Source organism: Achromobacter sp. RT286_PF (assembly GCF_059760425.1).
The window spans coordinates 72,393-92,084 of sequence record NZ_JCBAMR010000010.1; the positions used below are offsets into that span (position 1 = coordinate 72,393).

Genomic DNA, 19,692 nt, shown 5'->3' on the forward strand with positions numbered 1-19,692 from the left:
TCAGTTCCGGGGATGGTCACGCAAGTAGAACGCGATGCGGGTGTTGCCGGCCCGGCATCGCGTATTCATCCAGACGTTCTGCGTTTGCGTTATGCGTACTGCGTACTGCTTACTGCGTACTGCGGTTGAAATAATTGTAATTCAATTATTTATTGCAGATATCGATTGATTATCACCGCCCCAACGTCCACCGACTTACCGCTTACCCTGCCAGCGGCACGTCCGGCTGCGACGCGGAACGCGTGCCCGCGATGGGGTGGCAGGACGCCGGGTGATAGGTGTGCACCAAAGACAGCTTCACGCGGTCGCTGCGATTGCCTGGCGCGGCGTGCAGCGTGCGGCAATGGAAGAACACCACGTCGCCCGCCTCTAGCGTGGGGCTGACCGCCCGCGCGATCCAGTCGGCGTTTTGGGGCACGTTTTCGCGGAAGAACTTCTGCTCATCGAATTGTTCAGGCGCGAAAGACGCCGTGTGCGAACCCGGGATGAATGACAGCCCACCATTGCCCGAACTTTCGGGCACCAGCGCCAGCCAACAGGACACCAGATCAGTATCGGAAAAAGACCAGTAGCGAATGTCCTGATGCCAACCGGTCAGGCTGCCGTAGGCCGGGTGCTTGGTCATCACGCAGTTGTGATGCACGGTGGACAGCACAGCCGGTTCGCCGAAATAGCGCGCCAGCCATTGGCCGATGGCCGGGTCAGTGGCCCACTGCGCGAACAGCGGGTCGCGCGCATAGGCGTTCAACAGGCGGCGCACCGTCAAGCCGCCTTGCGCCTCGCGGGATGCCGGCGCGCCGGGATAGCGCAGGTCGGCTTCGTATTCGATGGGCGCTACGTGGTCTTGCAAATGGCGCTCGGCCAGGGCGCGCAAGGCGGCTACCCGGTGCGGGTCCGCAAACTGGCGGGCCACCACAAAACCCTGCTGGCGCAGGACGGCAATTTGATCATCGTGCAGGAACCCGGACATCTCAATCCTCACACCCCGCGGCGGTTGCGAAGCGTCTGCGTGCGGGGCAGGCGCGTACCGGTCAGGCGCCGGTAAACGCGGGGATGGCTAGATTACCAAAGCGGGCGGGCCGCGCGTCAGGCAGTAGGTGTTTTTTCAACGCGCGGCGTCGCCGGCGGCAGCGGCGGGCGAGCCCGTTCAGCGTCGCGTTCCTGGACTTCGTGGTGCACCCATTCGCGCCACACGGCCACCAGCAAGGCCATTAGCACCGGCCCGACGAACAGGCCCACGATCCCCATCGTCTTGACGCCGCCCACCAGGCCGAAGAACGTCGGCAGGAACGGCAGCTTGACCGGGCCGCCCACCAGGCGCGGGCGCAAGGTCTTGTCCACGATGAACAATTCAACGCTGCCCCAAACCATCAGCGCAATGCCCGCCACCACATGGCCGGAACCGACCAGGTACAAGGACACCAGCGTGAACGACAGCGGCGCGCCGCCGGGGATCAAGGCCATGAAACCGGTCACCACGCCCAGCAGCACGGGCGACGGCACGCCCGCTACCCAATAGGCGATGCCCAGCACCAGGCCTTCGCCCAGCGCGATCAGGCCCATGCCGGTAACGGTGGAATTGATAGTGGCAGGCACCACGCGGGAAAACCGCTGCCAGCGCGCAGGCAGAATGCGTTCGCCCAGCACGTCCAGCTGCGCCACCATCCGGATGCCGTCCTTGTAGACGAAGAACAGCGTGATCAGCATGAACAGCACGGTCAAAAGCAGCTGGAACACGTTGCCCGTCGCGGCCAGCACCATGCGGTAGATGTTGCCCAGGTGTTCGCCGCTGACGGCTTCAACCAGCGCGCCCAGCGCGTGGGGCTGGCCAATATACGATTCCCAATACTGGCCCAGCCGCTCGCCCAGCACGGGCATCGACGTAATCCAGTTCGGCACGGCCACGCCGTGGCGGTTGGCGGCTATGGCCCAGGCGAAAAAGGTGCTGGCTTCCTTGATGGCGTAGGACAAGGCCAACGACATCGGCACGATCAGCACCACGATGACCATGAGCAGCGCCAGCGACGCGGCCACGGCCGTGCGGCCGCCGCAGCGCACGACCAGGCGCTGGTACAAGGGCCAGCTGGCCAGGCCAATAATCAGGGCCGCAAGAGCAGGAACGAGAAAGCCGCTAAGGAAGTACACCCCGGCCAACAGCACGAGCAAAAGCAGCCAACGGGCCATCAAATAAGCGGGTAGAACAGGCTGCATAGCGCGGATCGACAGTAAGGGCGTTGTAGGCTTTGACTGTCGGACTATACAGACGTTTCAAGATATACGAGGGACGCAAGCCCTGTATTTACTACGGGGATTCCCGTGGTCTTTCGGCGTGGCACGCACCCGGCGCGCCACGCCGCACGCTTACAGCGCGTACTCGGCGGCCTCTTCGCGTGGGCTGCGGCGACGCGGCGGCGTCTGGGCCAACACCGGTTCGGCCTGCGGCTGGGCGGCGGGCGCCCCCATCGTCATGGCGCTGGGCATGCCCAGCTGACGCTGATACACGCCGCAGCTGGCGGCTGCCGGATCGGTTTCGTCGCGGCCGCTCAATAGTGGGCATCCGGCGAACAATTCAGCCACCCAATCCGTAAACGCGCGTACCTTCGGCGACAACTGGCGGCTTTGCGGATACAGCACGGAAATCGGCGTAGAGCTGGGCTTCCACTGCGGCAGAATTTCGATCAGCTCGCCCGATTGCAGGTGCGGCAGGGCCATGTAGCGGGCCACCTGGATCAGGCCGAAACCCTTCAGCCCGCAATCCAGATAGGCGCCGGCTTCGTTCACCGCTACCGTGCCCTTCATGTCCACTTCCTGGTGCTTGCCGTCCACCTTGAAGTCCCAGGCGCAGTTACGGCCCGTGCGGCTCATGAAGTAATGCACCGCGTGGTGATCGCGCAGCGACTCGATGGTTTGCGGCATGCCGTGGCGCGCCACATAGGTGGGCGAGGCGCAGGTGACGGTCTGCAAGGTGCCGATGCGGCGCGCGACCAGGCTGGAGTCTTCCAGCTCGCCTCCGCGAATCACGCAGTCGACGGCCTCTTGCACCATATCCACAGGCCGGTCGCCCAGGCCAAGCACCAGCTCGACGTCGGGGTATTTGTCGTGGAAATCACACAATGACGGGATCAGGATCAGGCGGCCGATGCAGGTGGGCACGTCAATGCGCAGCCGGCCCTTCAGGCGCAGCGCTGCTTCCTGGAAACAGGCCTCGGTTTCTTCGACGTCCGCCAGAATGCGCACGCAGTGCTGGTAATAGCCCGCGCCGTCCGGCGTCAGGCCGATACGGCGCGTAGTGCGGTTCAGCAGTCGTACGCCCAAGAGGCGTTCGAGGTTCTGGATGATGGTGGTAACGGTGGTGCGCGGTAGCGAGAGGCTGTCGGCCGCCCGCGTGAAGCTGTTGGCGTCCACGACGCGCACAAACACCTGCATAGCCTGAAAACGGTCCATGGCGACGGTGTCCTTTTGGGCAAATAAGTCGGGGTGAACGGAGCATAACCCGATTTCGGCGCCGATTAGTCATCCGTGTCGAACAGTGTTGCCGGATTAACTGTGTTTATCCGGCCCCACAAAACACTCAGAATGCGAACCATCTTGAAGTGCCCTTGCCTCCCGGCGACCCCACAGGGCATGTCAATCCTCAGCTTCCGTCCTTGCAGAGCCCGCCCCCCCCCCGGCACTCTGACTTGGATCCGCAACCCTGATGGATGTTGCGTTGCAGCATAAGCATATACGCCTAGCCGCAACGGACGCTAAGGACTGACATGGCCAGACCCGCCGCAGCCGCCCCCGCCCCGGGCTCCAAGCAAGCGCGCTTTCGCACCTAAATCTTTCAAGGAAACATCATGGTTTCGCGTAAACGTATTGCTGTGCTCGTTGTATTTGCCGCCGTGCTGGCGGCCGGTGGCGGTTATGCCCTGACCCGTGGCCCCGGTGGCGGCAACGTCGCCGTGGCCCAGGGCGCGCCCGCCGCGACCCCGGTCGAAGTGGCGGAAGTCGTCAACAAGACCATCGTGGACTGGCAGCGTTATTCCGGCCGCCTGGAAGCCATCGACCGCGTCGACATCCGCCCGCTGGTGTCCGGCACGCTGACGCAAGTGCACTTCCAGGACGGCAGCATCGTCAAGAAGGGCGACGTGCTGTTCACCATTGACCCGCGCCCCTACGCGGCCGAGGTTGACCGCGCCGCCGCCGCCCTGACCGCCGCCAAGGCCCGCGCCTCGTACACCGCCACCGAACTGGCGCGAGGCCAGCGCCTGTTGGCGGACAACGCCATCGCGCGCCGCGACTTCGAGGAAAAGCAGAACGCCGCACGCGAAGCCGCCGCCAACCTGCAAGGCGCGCAGGCCGCGCTGGACTACGCCAAGCTGAACCTGGGCTACACCCGCATCGAAGCCCCCGTGGCCGGCCGCGTGTCGCGCGCCGAAGTCACCGTGGGCAACGTGGTGGCCGCCGGCGCCGCGTCCGTGCCGCTGACCACGCTGGTGTCGGTGTCGAAGATGTACGCATCGTTCGACGTGGACGAACAAACGTTCCTGAAGTACGTGAACCCGGCGCGCAACGGCAAGGCCGGCTCGGTGCCGGTTGAACTCGGCCTGGCGAACGAAGAAGGCTATTCGCGCACTGGCGTCGTGCAGTCGGTGGACAACCGCCTGGACGCCACCTCGGGCACGATCCGCGTGCGCGCCGAATTCGACAACGCCGACGGCTCGCTGTTGCCCGGCCTGTACGCCCGCGTCCGCCTGGGCGGCAGCGACCCGCGTTCGGCCGTGCTGATCGACGAAAAAGCCATCGGCACCGACCAGGACAAGCGCTACGTGCTGGTGCTGGACGACAAGAACCACGCCGTCTACCGCCAGATCAAGCTGGGCGCCAACCAGGAAGGCCTGCGCGTCGTGGATTCCGGCCTGAAGCCCGGTGAACGCATCGTCGTCAACGGCCTGCAACGCATCCGTCCCGGCGACGCCGTGACCCCCACCGTCGTGCCCATGGTTGCCGCCAAGCGCGCACCGGTGCAGACCGCCGCGGCCCAGGTCCAGTAAGGCCCGCGCGTCTACAGAGAACGCTCATGAATATCTCAAAGTTCTTCATCGACCGGCCGATCTTTGCCGGTGTGCTGTCCATCCTGGTGTTGCTGGCCGGCCTGTTGGCCATGTTCCAGCTGCCCATTTCCGAATACCCGGAAGTCGTGCCGCCGTCGGTGGTGGTGCGCGCGCAGTATCCGGGCGCCAACCCCAAGGTCATCGCCGAGACCGTCGCGTCGCCGCTGGAAGAATCCATCAACGGCGTCGAGGACATGCTGTACATGCAGTCGCAGGCCAACAGCGACGGCAACCTGACGCTGACGGTCAACTTCAAGCTGGGCGTGGACCCGGACAAGGCGCAGCAGCTGGTGCAGAACCGTGTGTCGCAAGCGCTGCCGCGCCTGCCGCCGGACGTGCAGCGCCTGGGCGTGACCACCGCGAAAAGCTCGCCGACGCTGACGCTGGTGGTGCACCTGATTTCGCCTAACGACCGCTACGACATCACCTACCTGCGCAACTACGCCATCCTGAACGTCAAGGACCGCCTGGCCCGCATCACGGGCGTGGGCGAAGTTACGGTGTGGGGCTCGGGCAACTACTCGATGCGCGTGTGGCTGGACCCCCAGAAAGTCGCGCAGCGGGGCATGACGGCGTCGGAAGTCGTTGCCGCCATTCGCGAACAAAACGTGCAGGTTGCCGCCGGCGTGATCGGCGCATCGCCCACGCAGGGCGACGTGCCCTTGCAGCTGAACGTGAACGCGCGTGGCCGTCTGCAAAGCGAAGAAGAGTTCCGCGACATCATCCTGAAGACCTCGTCCGACGGCGCCGTGACGCACTTGTCCGACGTCGCCCGCGTGGAGCTGGACGCGCAGGAATACGGCCTGCGTTCGCTGCTGGACAACAAGCAGGCGGTGGGCATGGGCATCATGCAATCGCCGGGCGCGAACGCGCTGGACGTGTCGTCCAAGGTGCGCGCCGCCATGGCCGAGCTGTCGCAAGACTTCCCGCCGGGCGTGGAATACCGCATCGAATACGACCCCACGCAGTTCGTGCGTTCCAGTATCGAAGCCGTGGTGCACACGCTGCTGGAAGCCATTGCGCTGGTCGTGCTGGTGGTGATCCTGTTCCTGCAAACGTGGCGCGCATCGATCATCCCGCTGCTGGCCGTGCCGGTCTCCATCGTGGGTACGTTCGCGCTGCTGCTGGTGTTCGGCTATTCCATCAACGCCTTGTCGCTGTTCGGGATGGTGCTTGCCATCGGGATCGTGGTGGACGATGCGATCGTGGTGGTGGAAAACGTGGAACGCAACATCGCGGCGGGCTTGAGTCCACGCGACGCCACCTACCGCGCCATGCGTGAAGTCAGCGGCCCCATCATCGCTATCGCGTTGACGCTGTGCGCCGTGTTCGTGCCCCTGGCGTTCATGACTGGCCTGACCGGCCAGTTCTACAAGCAGTTCGCCATGACGATTGCCATCTCGACGGTGATCTCGGCCTTTAACTCGCTGACCCTGTCGCCCGCGCTGTCGGCCCTGCTGCTCAAAAGCCATCACGACAAGCAGGACTGGCTGACCCGTGGCATGAACCGCGTCTTCGGCCGCTTCTTCAACTGGTTCAACAACATGTTCGGCCGCGCGTCCGAGTCCTATGGCACGGGCGTGTCCAGCGTGATCCGCCGCAAGGCCGGCGCGATGGGCGTGTACGCCGTGCTGGTGGCGGCCACGATCGGCGTGTCGTACCTGGTGCCCGGCGGCTTTGTGCCCGCGCAGGACAAGCAGTACCTGATCGGCTTCACGCAGTTGCCCAACGGCGCATCGCTGGACCGCACGGAAGCGGTGATCCGCCGCATGAGCGACATCGCCTTGAAGGAACCCGGCGTGCAATCGGCCATCGCGTTCCCGGGCTTGTCGATCAACGGCTTTACCAACAGTTCCAGCGCCGGCATCGTGTTCGTCACGCTCAAGCCGTTTGACGAACGCAAGGGTGCCGAACTGTCGGGCAACGCCATTGCCGCCTCGCTGAACCAGAAGTTTGCCGCCATCCAGGATTCGTTCATCGCCGTGTTCCCGCCCCCGCCCGTGATGGGTTTGGGCACGCTGGGCGGCTTCAAGCTGCAACTGGAAGACCGCGCGGCGCTCGGCTATGCCGAGCTGGACAAGGCCAAGCAGGCCTTCCTGGAAAAGGCGCGTCAAACGCCTGAACTGGGCCCCTCGTTCTCCAGCTACGAAATCAACGTGCCGCAGCTGGACGTGGACCTGGACCGTGTGAAGGCCAAGCAGTTGGGTGTGCCGGTGACGGAAGTGTTCGACACCATGCAGATCTACCTGGGTTCGATGTATGTCAACGACTTCAACCGTTTCGGCCGCGTGTTCCAGGTGCGGGCGCAAGCCGACGCCCAGTTCCGCGCGCATGCCGACGACATCCTGCAACTGAAGACCCGCAACGCCGCGGGCGACATGGTGCCGCTGTCTTCGCTGGTGACGGTGAATCAGACGTTTGGCCCCGAAATGGTGGTGCGATACAACGGCTACACCGCCGCCGACATCAACGGCGGCCCGGCGCCCGGTTTTTCGTCGGACCAGGCGCAAGCCGCCGCCGAACGCGTGGCCGCCGAAACGCTGCCGCGTGGCGTGAAGTTCGAATGGACCGACCTGACGTATCAGCAGATCCTGGCGGGCAATGCCGGCTTGTGGGTATTCCCGATCAGCGTGCTGCTGGTGTTCCTGGTGCTGGCCGCGCTGTATGAAAGCCTGACCCTGCCGCTGGCCGTGATCCTGATCGTGCCGATGAGCATCCTGGCTGCGCTGACCGGCGTGTACCTGACGGGCAACGACAACAACATCTTCACGCAGATCGGCTTGATGGTGCTGGTGGGGCTGTCCGCGAAGAACGCGATCCTGATCGTGGAATTCGCCCGCGAGCTTGAAATGAGCGGCCGCACGCCGCTGGAAGCCGCCATCGAAGCCAGCCGCCTGCGTCTGCGTCCGATCCTGATGACGTCCATCGCGTTCATCATGGGTGTGGTGCCGCTGGTGCTGTCGTCGGGCGCCGGTTCCGAAATGCGTCATGCCATGGGCGTGGCGGTGTTCTTCGGGATGTTGGGCGTGACGCTGTTCGGCCTGTTCCTGACGCCGGTGTTCTACGTGCTGCTGCGTTCGCTGGGTGGCAAGCCGCTGCACTCGGCGTCCCAGCATGAAGCGCCGGAGTGCGCGCCGCACATCGACCCGCATGCGCCGCCCGCCCCTCAGACTCACGCATAAAGCAGGCAGACCCACAGAGAAGCCAGCGCGCCCTGCCCCAGCGGGCGGGGCGCGCGACAAAGAGAATTCATCATGATCCAAAGACTGACCCGCGGTTCCGCCCTGCTTGCCGTCCTGCTTGTGCTGGCCGGCTGCGCGGTGGGCCCCACCTACGAAAAACCGTCCGCCGCCGCGCCGGCGGCGTTCAAGGAAGCCGCCCTGCCCGCATCCGAGGCCGGCACCTGGAAGCCCGCCGAACCGTCCGAAGACGCGTTGCGCGGCGCCTGGTGGAAGGTATTCGGCGACGACGGCCTGAATCAATTGCAGGAAGAAGCGCAGCAGGCCAACCAGAACCTGCAAGCGGCCGCTGCGCGCCTGGCGCAGTCGCGCGCGCTGCAACGCGAAGCCCGCGCCGGCTTCTTCCCGACGCTGGACGCGGCCTTTGGCCCCAACCGCCAGCGCCCGTCCGCCGTGTCGCAAGGCTTGCCCGATGGCACGTCGACCAGCCCCGTGACGACGTGGCGTGCGCAAGGCGCGGTGTCGTACGAGGCCGACCTGTTTGGTCGCGTGGCATCCACCGCCGACGCCGCCACGGCCGACGCGCAGCAAAGTGAGGCGCTGTACCGCTCGGTGCTGCTGGCCTTGCAGGCTGACGTGGCCACCACGTATTTCCTGGTGCGCGAACAGGACGCCGAATCGCAGCTGTATCGCCAGACCGTCAAGCTGCGTACCGACACGCTGCAACTGATCCAGCGCCGCTACGACGCGGGCGACATCAGCGAACTGGACCTGGCACGCGCCAAGGCCGAGCTGGCATCCGCGCAATCGGAAGCGCTGGGCATCGACCGCCGCCGCGCCGCCGCCGAACATGCGCTGGCCGTGTTGCTGGGCCGCGCACCGTCCGACTTCACGATGCCGCCGCAGCCCATCCAGAAGGTGGCGCTGTCGATTCCCGCCGGCCTGCCGTCCACGCTGCTGGAACGCCGCCCGGACATCGCCGCCGCCGAACGCGCCATGGCCGCCGCCAATGCCCGCGTGGGCGCGGCCAAGTCCGCGTTCTTCCCGCGCCTGGACATCACTGGTGCCTTTGGCTATGAATCGTCCGACCTGGGCAACCTGTTCCAGTGGTCCAGCCGCACGTTCCTGTTGGGTCCGCTGGTGGGCGCCGCGTTGTCGATGCCGATCTTTGACGGCGGCCGCCGCCAGGCCGGCCTGGACCGCGCCCGCGCCGTCTACGAAGAAGACGTGGCCGTGTATCGCCAAACGGTGCTGAACGCCTTCCGCGAGGTTGAAGACAACCTGGCCAACCTGCGCATCCTGGCCGACCAGACCAAGGCGCAGGACGCCGCCGTCGACGCCTCGGCGCGCGCCGCCAAGCTGTCGCACACGCAGTACCGCGAAGGCTCGATCAGCTATCTGGACGTGATCGAAGCCGACCGCAGCGTGCTGCTGCAACAACGTGTTGCCGTGCAACTTAGCGGTGAACAGGCGCGGTCGGCAGTGGAACTGATCCGTGCCATCGGCGGCGGCTGGGACAACCCGGTGCCGGCGGACACGGTCGCATCGCGCTAAGGCGCTAAGCCGCTAAGCCGCTAAGCCGGCAAGGCGGGGAAGCCCGCCGCGCCAGGCCGGGAGCGGGGCACAGAGCGCCTAGTGCCAGGCGCCTGGCGCAGAGCGCCTGGTGTCAAGCGCCTGGTGTCCGTTGCCTGGATGCCCATGCATAAGCCATCACGGTGCCCGTCACCGATGATGGCTTATTTGTTTTGGCCGTGGCCGCCCGCCACCACGCGCAGCGCCACGCGATATCCCGCGAACACGTAGAACGCGGCGCTGTTCACCACCAGCCACGCGCCCAAGCCGCCCAGCAGCGCCACCACCGGCCCCACGGCGCGCACGCCGCCCAGCGCCCAGGCGGCAAGGCCCATCGCGCCAATCGCGATCAGCGCCAGCACCAGCCGCCTGATCAGCACCAGGCCCGCGCACTTGCCGGCCATCACCATCACCACGCCAATCGCCAACGCCAGCGCCGTACCCGCGCAAACCGCCACCAGCGCAAACGCGGCCAGCGCCGCGCCCGCGGATCGCAGCAGCAGGCTCAACACTTCGATCCCGACGCCCAGCCCGCCCGTCATCACCAACACCGACAACACCAGCGGCGACCACATGCCGGGCGGCACGCGGCGCGCGTCCATGTCGGCCACAAAGCGATGCATGGCCGTCGATGCGGCAGGGTCACCGGAGCCCGCCAGCGCGGCCTCCACCTTGCGGCACTGCGCGATCAACGCTGTCAGCCCCGCGCCCGGCGCTGTCATCAAAGCCTCGTCACACCGGGTGCGTGTTCGGCCACCGTGTTGCGCAGCGCCGCCATTGCCTCTTGCACGGCCATCGGGCGGAACGCGTCTTCACGCCAGTACATCGCCACCGAACCAAAGCCCGACAAGCGCACGGGGATGATGCGCATCGCGCGCATCTGCGAAAAGCGCAGCGCCGCGCGATGCGAGGCCACGCTGATCATGTCGCTGTTGTTGATCAGCGTGAGGTTGATGGTGACCGAGTTCGATTCCACGTGATCGGCGGGCGGCGCCTGGCCGGCGGCCGCCAGCGCCGCGTCCACCGCATTGCGGATCGGCGTGCCCTTGGGCCAGAGAATCCAGCGGTACGACAGCAGGTCCGGCCAGCTGGGTTGTTCAATGGCAAACAGCGGATGGCGCGGGCGCGCCACCAGGTGGATGGGCTCCAGGTACAAGGCTTCAAAGCGAATGGCCGGGTCGTGATGTTCAGGCGCCGAGCGGCCCACCACGATATCCAGATCCCCTTGCGCCAGCTGCGCCAGCAGGCGGTCGGTGGTGCCTTCGACCAGTTTCACGCGCGCTTGCGGCATGCGTTCCAACAGCTTCATCACGGCCAGCGGCACGGTGTCGGAAGCCGACGCGCCGGATGCGCCGATCACCACCCGGCCGCCGCCGCCTTCGCGCAGCGCGGCCATGTCGGCGCCCGCGCGATCCAGCTGCGCTTCCAGCCGCTGCGCATGCGCAATAAGCACGTCGCCATGCGGCGTGGGCCGCAGCCCGCGCGCATGGCGCTCGAACAGCGGCAGGCCGATGTCGTCTTCCAGGTCTTTCAGCCACTTCGACAGCCCGGGCTGCGTCGTGTTCAGCATGGCCGCCGAATGGCTGATGTTGCGGGTCTGCGCCAGACTTAACAGCATCTTCAGGTTGCGCAGCCGCAGGCGATGGGTCCAGTCCATGCAGGCCCTCGTGCGTGGGAGGTTGTCTCGTATGTATATATTTATTCGTATGGATAATAAGATAATTTCATTTCAAAACACATAGCTGCGTACGCATAATCGTCTTCGAATCTGGACCAGCCGCGAGCCACGTGGCGGCCACCTGTAGAAGCCGGCTTCAGCCGGACATACCGGAGACAAACATGCCCGACGGCCACCCCCCCGGCGCACACCCCAGCGCCGACCGTGCGCAGTACTACGCGCGCATCGCCAAGAAACACATGGCTCCGCTGTGGGAGTCCCTGCATAACCTGGTGCCCCGCCAGCCCTCGCCGCGCTGCGTACCCGCCCTGTGGAAATACGACGATGTGCGCGACGACGTCATGGCGTCCGGCGCGTTGATTAGCGCCGAAGAAGCCGTGCGGCGCGTGCTGATCCTGGAAAACCCCGGCCTGCCCGGGCAAGCCAGCATCACGCAAAGCCTGTACGCCGGGCTGCAACTGATCTTGCCGGGTGAAGTGGCGCCCAGCCACCGCCACACGCAGTCGGCACTGCGTTTCATCGTGGAAGGGCGCGGCGCCTACACCGCCGTCAACGGCGAACGCACCACCATGCACCCGGGCGACTTCATCATCACGCCGTCCTGGACCTGGCACGACCACGGCAATGCCGACACCGTTGAAGGCGGCGAACCGGTCGTCTGGCTGGACGGCCTGGACATTCCGCTGCTGCGCTTTCTGGATGCGGGCTTTGCCGAAAACTATCCGCAGACCGCGCAGCCCGTGACGCGTCCCGAAGGCGACAGCATGGCGCGCTTCGGGCACAACATGGCGCCGGTGCGCCACCAAGCCACCGGCGGCACATCGCCCATCTTCAACTACCCCTACGAACGCAGCCGCGAGGCGCTGGACGCGCTGTATCGCCATGGCGAGCTTGACCCTTGGGACGGCGTGAAGCTGCGCTACCTGAACCCGGCCACGGGCGGCTACCCCATGCCGACGATGGCCACGTTCATGCAGCTGCTGCCGGCGGGATTCCAGGGCAAGGCGTATCGCAGCACCGATTCCACCGTGTACAGCGTGGTGGAAGGCCGGGGCATCGCGCGTATCGGCGACGAAGAATTCCACTTCGGTCCGCGAGACGTCTTCGTCGCGCCGTCGTGGATGCCGGTGCAGTTGGCCGCGCTGGATGACGCCACGCTGTTCAGCTATTCCGACCGCCCGGTGCAGGACGCGCTGGGCGTGTGGCGCGAAGAACGCATCGGCTGATCCCAGGCGCGCGGTGCAAGCGCGGTGATTGCGCAGTGGGGTTTGAACCCTGCGCCTTGCGCTTTGCATTTCCGTTGCATCCCCTTTGCGTTTCCCTTTTCCCTTTTCCCTTTTCGCCTTTTCCTTCCGTCTTTCCAGGGTGATTCATGCCTTTCGTGTTTGCTCCCCCCGCGCCCGTTGCCGTGCCCATCGCCGGCAGCCAGGACACGTTTCCCGTACGCCGCGTCTACTGCGTCGGCCGCAACTACGCCGCCCATGCGCGCGAGATGGGCTTTGACCCCGACCGCGAACCGCCCTTCTTCTTCTGCAAGCCCGCCGACGCCGTCGTGCCGGTCGCAGAGGGCCAGACGCTGAGCCTGCCCTACCCACCCGAAACCGCCAACCTGCATTACGAAATCGAACTCGTCGCGGCCATTGGCCAAGGCGGCGCCGACATTGCCGTGGACGACGCGCACAAACATGTCTGGGGCTACGCCGTGGGCCTGGACATGACGCGCCGCGACCTGCAAATGAAAATGCGCGAAGCCGGCCGCCCCTGGGAATTGGGCAAGGCATTCGACCGCAGCGCGCCCATCGGCCCGCTGCATCCGGCGGCATCGAGCAGCGGTATCGAACACGCCGGCATCTGGCTACAGGTCAACGGCACCGACAAGCAACGCAGCGACATCGGCAAGCTGATCTGGTCTGTGGCCGAGACCGTGGCCTACCTGTCCCGCTACTTCCGGCTGGAGCCGGGCGACCTGATCTACACCGGCACACCCGAAGGCGTCGGCCCCGTCGTGCGCGGCGACCAGATGCGGGGCGGCGTGGATGGGCTGGGCACACTCAGCGTAAAGATGGTCTGACCAGGAGGCCACATGCAACTGCACAGCTTTTTCAATAGCTCTACGTCGTACCGCGTGCGCATCGCGCTGGCGCTCAAGGGCCTGCCCTACCACTACGCGCCCGTGAACCTGCGCAAGCAGGAACAGCGCGCGCCCGACTACGTTGCGCGGAACCCGTCGGCCGGCGTGCCGCTGCTGACCGATGGCGACGTCCAGCTGTCGCAGTCGCTTGCCATCATCGACTACCTGGACGCCACGCATCCCACGCCACGCCTGATTCCCACCGATACCCTGGCGCGCGCCCGCGTGCTGGAACTGGCGGCTGCCATCTCGTGCGATATCCATCCCGTCAACAACATGCGCATCCTGCGCTACCTGCAAGACGTGCTGGGCGCAACCGACGCGCAAAAGAACGACTGGTATCACCACTGGATCAAGGAAGGGCTGGGCGCGGTCGAGCAATTGCTGGCACGCCATGGCCAGGGTGCGTATTGCTTTGGTGACGCGCCCACGCTGGCCGATTGCTGCCTGGTGCCGCAAGTGGCCAATGCGCAGCGGATGGGCTGCGACCTGTCGCCGTATGCCCGCATCCTGCGCGTTTACGACCACTGCAACGCGCAACCCGCCTTCCAGCAAGCCGCGCCCGCGCGCCAACCCGACTACACGCGATGACCACGCCCATGCAAGAGCCCGACACCCAAGGCGCGCCCCTGCGCGAATACACCGACCCCGCCTACCAGCCGCTGTGCGCCACGCTGGCCGATGTGCGCGCCAACATCGATCGCCTGGACGACGAGATCGTCCGCTTGATCGCCGAGCGCGCGATGTACGTGAAAGATGCCGCGCGCTTCAAGCGCGACGCCTTCCAGGTCAGCGCACCCGCGCGTCAGGCGCAGGTCTTTGACAAGGCACGCGCGCTGGCCACGCGCCACAACCGCGGCTTTGCCAACCTGGAACAGGTGGTGGACGCAACGTATCGCGCAATGGTCGCCGCCTTCATCGCCAACGAACAAACCTATTTCGACACCATGAAAAACGTGGGAGACACGCATGACTAAGTTGTTGCCCCAACGCCTGACGCGCGCATTGGGCCGGGGCCTGATGGGTCTGTTGGCCCTGTCCGCCGCCGCGCCGCTGACGTCCGTCCAGGCCGCCGACGCCTGGCCCGCCCAACCGCTCAAGGCCATCGTGCCCTTTGGCCCCGGGTCCAGCCCGGACCAGGTGGCGCGCATTGTCGGCGAGAAGGCCGGCGCCATCCTGGGGCAAACCATCGTCATTGAAAACAAGCCCGGCGCCAGCGGCAACATCGGCACCTTCGCCATCGCTAACGCCAAGCCCGACGGCTACACCTTCGGCGTGTCCATCACCGGCCCGCTGGTGAACAACACCTTGTTGTTCGACAAGCTGCCCTATGCGCCCGCCACCGATTTGTCGCCGCTGACGCTGGCCGTGCATCAGCCCAACGTGCTGGTGGTGCCCGCATCCGCCGGCATCGCCAACGTGGGGCAGCTGCTGGAGGCGTTGAAGAAGAATCCGGACAAGTACAACTTCCCGTCGCCGGGCGCCGGCACGGTGTCGCACCTGGCCGTTGAACTGCTGCTGCAACAGATCGGTGCGCGCGCCACGCACGTGCCCTATCCGTCGTCGCCCGCCGCGTTGACGTCGCTGTTGTCGGGCGACACGCAGTTTGCCGCGCTGCCGCCCATTGCCGTCATGCCGATGGTGAAAGACGGCCGCTTGAAGGCGCTGGCGGTGACGTCGTCCAAGCGTTCCGCCTTGCTGCCCGACATTCCGACTTTGGCGGAAGTGGGCGTGCCGGGCATTGAGGGGTCGGCATGGATCGGCTTCGTGGTGTCGTCCAAGGTGCCGGCCGACATTCAGAAAAAGCTGTCGGATGCGTTGATCCAGGCCATACGCGACCCGGAAGTCGCCAAGCGGCTGCAAGCGCAGTTCATGGACCCGGTGGGCAGCACTCCCGCTGAGTTTCGCGCCTACATGGACGACGAACTCAAGCGCTGGGAACCGCTGATCAAGAAGCTGGGCATCAAGGGCCAGTAAGCGGTAATTCGTGGCGCACCGCATGGTGGCGCACCGCTTGGTGGCGCACCGCTTGGTGGCGCACCGCTTGGTGGCGCACCGCGGGGTGGCGCAACGCGCCGCGCAGCAATACAAGCAAGGAGAATTTCGATGGTCATTACCGAACCCGCCCGCCAGGTCCCGCTGTATGGCGAATTTGATGTTGTGGTGCTGGGCGGCGGCCCCGCCGGCGTGCTGGCCGCCGCCAGCGCTGCCCGCAACGGCGCGCGCGTGCTGCTGGTGGAACGCTACGGCTTCCTGGGCGGCATGGGCACCGCCGCCGGCGTATCCAACTTCTGCGGCCTGCACGCCAACATCCACGGCGACATCCGCCAGGTAGTGCACGGCATGACCGACGAATTGTTGGATCGCATGCGCGCGATGGACGGATTGAATGATCCGCATCTGATCCTGGGCAAGATCCACGCGCAGGCCTACGACATATCCGCCTTCAAGTGCGCGGCGGACGGCATGGTGCAAGACAGCGGCGCGCAGATCTTGTTCCACGCCCTGGCCACGGGGCTGACACGCGACGAACACGGCCGCGTCGACGCCCTGTTCCTGGAAACCAAGTCCGGCCGCTGCGCGGTACGCGCCAAGGTCTTCATCGACTGTTCCGGCGATGCCGACATCGCACAATGGGGCGGCCTGCCCTTTGAAAAAGGCGACGCCCACGGCCACATGCTTTACCCCACGCTGATGTTCAAGGTGGGCAACGTGGACGGCGCGCGGGCGCAGGAAGCGTGGAAGACGATACCCCTGCTGATGGACGAAGCCGCCGCCAGCGGCGAGTTCACCTTCCCCCGGCGCGGCGCCATCGTCCGCCCGCAAAAGCACGACTACGAATGGCGCGTCAACGTCACGCAGCTGGCCAATGCCGATGGCAGCGCGGCCGACGGCACCGACGCGGGCTCGCTGTCGGCAGGCGAGCTGGAAGGGCGCCGCCAGATCATGCAGTACCTGGCCTTTCTACGCGCCAAGGTCCCGGGCTTTGAACAGGCTTACGTGCTGGACATCGCGCCGCAGCTGGGCATCCGCGAAACGCGTCGCATCGTCGGCGAAGCCGTGCTGACGCAGGAACACGTACTGGGCTGCGCCGACTTCGAAGACAGCATCGGCGTGAACGGCTGGCCCCTGGAAATGCACACGGCGGGCGACGTCAAATGGGTGTGGCCGCCCATCCCAGAATCGCGCGGCTACAACCAGCTGCCGTTTCGCATGATGGTGCCCAGGCGCGGGCCCGGCGTGGCCGACAACGTGCTGGTGGCGGGCCGCTGCGCGTCGATGACGCACGAGGGCCAGTCGGCCGCGCGCGTCAGCGGCAGTTGCTTCGTCATGGGCGAAGCCGCGGGCACGGCGGCGGCAATGGCGCTGCGCGACGGCATCGCGCCGGGCAACGTTTCCATCGCGGCGCTGCAAGCGCAACTGAAACACCAAGGCGCCTTCCTGGGCGGCCAGGATTGAACCCGCGGGAGCCAACATGAACGCATCTTCACTTTCAGCCAAGCCGACGCGATCCGTGATCGTGGTGGGCGGCGGCATCGGCGGCCTGGCCGCCGCGCTGGCGCTGACGCGGCAAGGCATCGCCGTACAACTGCTGGAACAGGCCGCGCACATTGGCGAAATCGGCGCGGGCATACAGCTGGGGCCCAACGCGTTCGCGGCGCTGGACGCGCTGGGCGTGGGCGAGACCGCACGGGCACGCGCCGTCTTCACCGACCACATCATCATGATGGACGCCGTCGACGCTAAAGAAGTCGTGCGCATCGACACGGGCGACGCCTTTCGTGCGCGCTTCGGCGGGCCGTATGCCGTGATCCATCGCGCCGACATTCACCTGTCCATTCTTGAAGCCGTGCAGCAAAACCCGCTGATCCGTTTTCGTACGTCGACGCAAATCGCCGCAATGTCGCAAGACGCGCAAGGCGTGGAAGTGGTGGACACAAACGGCAACCGTTATCGCGCCGACGCGCTGGTGGGCGCGGACGGCGTCAAGTCAGTCATCCGCGCGCAGACGGTGGGCGACCCGGTGCGCGTGACCGGCCACGTGGTCTACCGCGCCGTCGTCGAACGCGAAAACATGCCAGACGAACTACGCATCAACGCGCCCGTGCTGTGGGCCGGGCCGCACTGCCACCTGGTCCACTACCCCTTGCGCGGCGGGCAGCAATACAACCTGGTCGTCACGTTTCACAGCCGCGAACAAGAGGAATGGGGCGTGCGCGAAGGCAGCAAGCAAGAGGTGCTGTCGTACTTCGAAGGCATTCATCCGCGTCCACACCAGATGCTGGATCGGCCCACGTCCTGGAAGCGCTGGGCCACCGCCGACCGCGAACCGGTCGCGCATTGGGGCCAGGGCCGCGTCACCTTGTTGGGCGACGCGGCGCATCCCATGACGCAATACATGGCGCAAGGTGCCTGCATGGCGCTGGAAGACGCGGTCACGCTGGGGGTCGCGGTGCAACAGTGCGGCGACGATCTGGACGCCGCGTTCCGCCTTTACGAATCGGTGCGCATTCCGCGCAGCGCGCGTGTCGTGTGGTCCACGCGCGAGATGGGCAGGCTGTATCACGCGCGAGGTGTGGAACGCACCGTGCGTAACGCGCTGTGGACGGGCCGCAGCCAGTCGCAGTTCTATGACGCGTTGCAGTGGCTGTATGGCTGGAAGGTGGAAGGCTGCCTGGCGTCCACTTAGGGCATATCAATACAAAGCAAAAACACCGCAGCACCACTGGGAGACAACCATGACAAGCCACATCCTACGGGGCGCAGCCGCCCTGGCGTTAACGCTGACGGCATGCGCCGCCGGCGCGCAAGGCAAGCCGCTGGACATCGGTTTCATCGGCACCTTGTCCACCCCCGCCGGCTACATCGGCGAAGACGAGCGCGACGCCTTCATGCTGGCGGTGAAGGAAGGCGGCGGCAAACTGGGCGGCGTGCCCGTCAACGTGCGCGTGGAAGACGACGCGCTAAAGCCAGCCAACGCCAAGCAGACCGCCGACAAGATGGTGCAGGACGGCGTGCGCCTGTTCACGGGCGTCAACTTCTCGAACGTGATGGCGGCCGTTGGCCCCACGGTGCTGAACGCGGGCGGCTTCTATGTCAGCTTGAACGCGGGGCCGTCAAACTACGCGGGCAAGGCCTGCAACCAGAACTATTTCGCGGTCGCATTCCAGAACGATTCCTACGCCGACACGGCCGGCATCGCCGCCAACGAACTGGGCGTGAAGCGCGTCGTCGTCATGGCGCCCAACTATCAAGCCGGGCGTGACGCGGTCGCCGGTTTCAAGCGCGCGTACAAGGGCGAGATTGCGGAAGAGATCTACACCAAGCTGGACCAGTCGGACTTTTCGGTAGAGCTGGCGCGCATCCGCTCGTTAAATCCCGACGCGATTTTTCAGTTTCACCCGGGCGGTGCGGGCATCAACCTGACCAAGCAATTCGCCAACTCGGGGCTGTCGGACAAGATCAAAATGATTACGCCGATCTACTCGATGGACGACCGCATGCTGGCCGCGACGGGCACGGCCAGCAAGGGTTTTTATCTGAGTTCGCTATGGAGCGCCGACTTGGACAACGCGCAGAACAAGCACTTTGTGCAGACGTTCACCAAGGCCTACAACCGCCCGCCCACTGCGTATGCAGCACAGGCGTACGACACCGCCAACCTGATCGCCTCCGCCCTGAAAGCCGTGAATGGCGACATCACCGGTCGCCCGGACGATTTTCGCAACGCGCTACGCAAGGCGGACTTCCCCAGCGTGCGCGGCAAGTTCAAGTTCGGACCGAATCAACATCCGGTTCAGGACTGGTATCTGCTGCACATCGAGCCTGGCAGCGACGGCAAGCTGGTCTACAAAAACATGAAGGTGCTGGCGCGCGACCACACCGATGTGCACGCGGCGGACTGCAAGATGTAGGCGGGGGAAGTGGGGGTGCGGGAACGGATCGGCCGGGAACGGATAGACCGGCGATAGGGGCGGCGTAGATAAGCATGCCGTAGATCCACACGCCATAAATGCAAGGGGGCAGCTCACGCTG

At 65.6% G+C, this 19,692-nt stretch carries 16 protein-coding genes; 11 read left to right on the plus strand and 5 right to left on the minus strand.

What is annotated here, in order from left to right; all coding sequences use genetic code 11:
* Nucleotides 1–202: 202 nt before the first annotated feature.
* The 3 genes from AC6LJY_RS10960 to AC6LJY_RS10970 form a co-directional block, all read right to left on the minus strand.
* A complete protein-coding gene (locus AC6LJY_RS10960; RefSeq protein ID WP_314355425.1) occupies nt 203–970 on the minus strand; it encodes a phytanoyl-CoA dioxygenase family protein in 768 nt (255 codons plus the stop codon).
* Between the two features lie 116 nt (nt 971–1,086).
* Complete coding sequence (locus tag AC6LJY_RS10965) at nt 1,087–2,211, minus strand: AI-2E family transporter (protein WP_046803314.1); 1,125 nt, start codon at nt 2,209–2,211, stop codon at nt 1,087–1,089.
* Between the two features lie 150 nt (nt 2,212–2,361).
* A complete protein-coding gene (locus AC6LJY_RS10970; protein WP_498135927.1) occupies nt 2,362–3,444 on the minus strand; it encodes a LysR family transcriptional regulator in 1,083 nt (360 codons plus the stop codon).
* A gap of 395 nt (nt 3,445–3,839) precedes the next feature.
* Between AC6LJY_RS10970 and AC6LJY_RS10975 the strand changes: the two genes are divergently transcribed.
* The 3 genes from AC6LJY_RS10975 to AC6LJY_RS10985 all read left to right on the plus strand — a co-directional run bounded on the left by AC6LJY_RS10975 (nt 3,840) and on the right by AC6LJY_RS10985 (nt 9,829).
* Nucleotides 3,840–5,036 carry an efflux RND transporter periplasmic adaptor subunit gene (locus tag AC6LJY_RS10975; protein ID WP_046803312.1) on the plus strand — a complete coding sequence of 399 codons (1,197 nt, stop codon included), beginning with the start codon at nt 3,840–3,842 and terminating at the stop codon, nt 5,034–5,036.
* 26 nt (nt 5,037–5,062) lie between these two features.
* Nucleotides 5,063–8,278, plus strand: a complete 3,216-nt coding sequence (locus tag AC6LJY_RS10980) for an efflux RND transporter permease subunit (protein ID WP_314355423.1) — start codon at nt 5,063–5,065, stop codon at nt 8,276–8,278.
* 72 nt (nt 8,279–8,350) lie between these two features.
* The gene (locus tag AC6LJY_RS10985; protein WP_046803310.1) at nt 8,351–9,829 is read left to right on the plus strand and encodes an efflux transporter outer membrane subunit; all 1,479 of its coding nucleotides are present in this window, start codon (nt 8,351–8,353) and stop codon (nt 9,827–9,829) included.
* Between the two features lie 182 nt (nt 9,830–10,011).
* On the opposite strand, the gene AC6LJY_RS10990 is transcribed toward AC6LJY_RS10985, so the two are convergent.
* Nucleotides 10,012–10,569 carry a hypothetical protein gene (locus AC6LJY_RS10990; protein ID WP_046803309.1) on the minus strand — a complete coding sequence of 186 codons (558 nt, stop codon included), beginning with the start codon at nt 10,567–10,569 and terminating at the stop codon, nt 10,012–10,014.
* On the minus strand, nt 10,569–11,504 hold the full coding sequence (locus AC6LJY_RS10995; protein ID WP_104141731.1) for a LysR family transcriptional regulator: 936 nt from the start codon (nt 11,502–11,504) through the stop codon (nt 10,569–10,571). The genes AC6LJY_RS10990 and AC6LJY_RS10995 overlap by 1 nt, the downstream gene beginning before the upstream one ends.
* A 182-nt stretch (nt 11,505–11,686) precedes the next feature.
* Between AC6LJY_RS10995 and gtdA the strand changes: the two genes are divergently transcribed.
* The 8 genes from gtdA (at nt 11,687) to AC6LJY_RS11035 (ending at nt 19,571) form a co-directional block, all read left to right on the plus strand.
* Nucleotides 11,687–12,751: a gentisate 1,2-dioxygenase gene (gene gtdA / locus AC6LJY_RS11000; RefSeq protein ID WP_498135928.1), complete on the plus strand. Its 1,065-nt coding sequence runs from the start codon at nt 11,687–11,689 to the stop codon at nt 12,749–12,751.
* A 146-nt stretch (nt 12,752–12,897) separates the two neighbouring features.
* Nucleotides 12,898–13,596, plus strand: a complete 699-nt coding sequence (locus AC6LJY_RS11005; protein WP_498135929.1) for a fumarylacetoacetate hydrolase family protein — start codon at nt 12,898–12,900, stop codon at nt 13,594–13,596.
* A 12-nt stretch (nt 13,597–13,608) separates the two neighbouring features.
* A complete protein-coding gene (gene maiA, locus AC6LJY_RS11010; RefSeq protein WP_498135930.1) occupies nt 13,609–14,247 on the plus strand; it encodes a maleylacetoacetate isomerase in 639 nt (212 codons plus the stop codon).
* Nucleotides 14,244–14,633, plus strand: a complete 390-nt coding sequence (locus AC6LJY_RS11015; RefSeq protein ID WP_219991264.1) for a chorismate mutase — start codon at nt 14,244–14,246, stop codon at nt 14,631–14,633. The genes maiA and AC6LJY_RS11015 overlap by 4 nt, the downstream gene beginning before the upstream one ends.
* The gene (locus AC6LJY_RS11020; RefSeq protein WP_498135931.1) at nt 14,626–15,633 is read left to right on the plus strand and encodes a Bug family tripartite tricarboxylate transporter substrate binding protein; all 1,008 of its coding nucleotides are present in this window, start codon (nt 14,626–14,628) and stop codon (nt 15,631–15,633) included. The genes AC6LJY_RS11015 and AC6LJY_RS11020 overlap by 8 nt, the downstream gene beginning before the upstream one ends.
* Before the next feature lie 129 nt (nt 15,634–15,762).
* The gene (locus AC6LJY_RS11025; protein WP_498135932.1) at nt 15,763–17,115 is read left to right on the plus strand and encodes an FAD-dependent oxidoreductase; all 1,353 of its coding nucleotides are present in this window, start codon (nt 15,763–15,765) and stop codon (nt 17,113–17,115) included.
* 16 nt (nt 17,116–17,131) lie between these two features.
* The gene (locus AC6LJY_RS11030) at nt 17,132–18,346 is read left to right on the plus strand and encodes a 3-hydroxybenzoate 6-monooxygenase (RefSeq protein WP_498135933.1); all 1,215 of its coding nucleotides are present in this window, start codon (nt 17,132–17,134) and stop codon (nt 18,344–18,346) included.
* 49 nt (nt 18,347–18,395) lie between these two features.
* Complete coding sequence (locus AC6LJY_RS11035; protein WP_498135934.1) at nt 18,396–19,571, plus strand: ABC transporter substrate-binding protein; 1,176 nt, start codon at nt 18,396–18,398, stop codon at nt 19,569–19,571.
* Nucleotides 19,572–19,692: the final 121 nt, after the last annotated feature.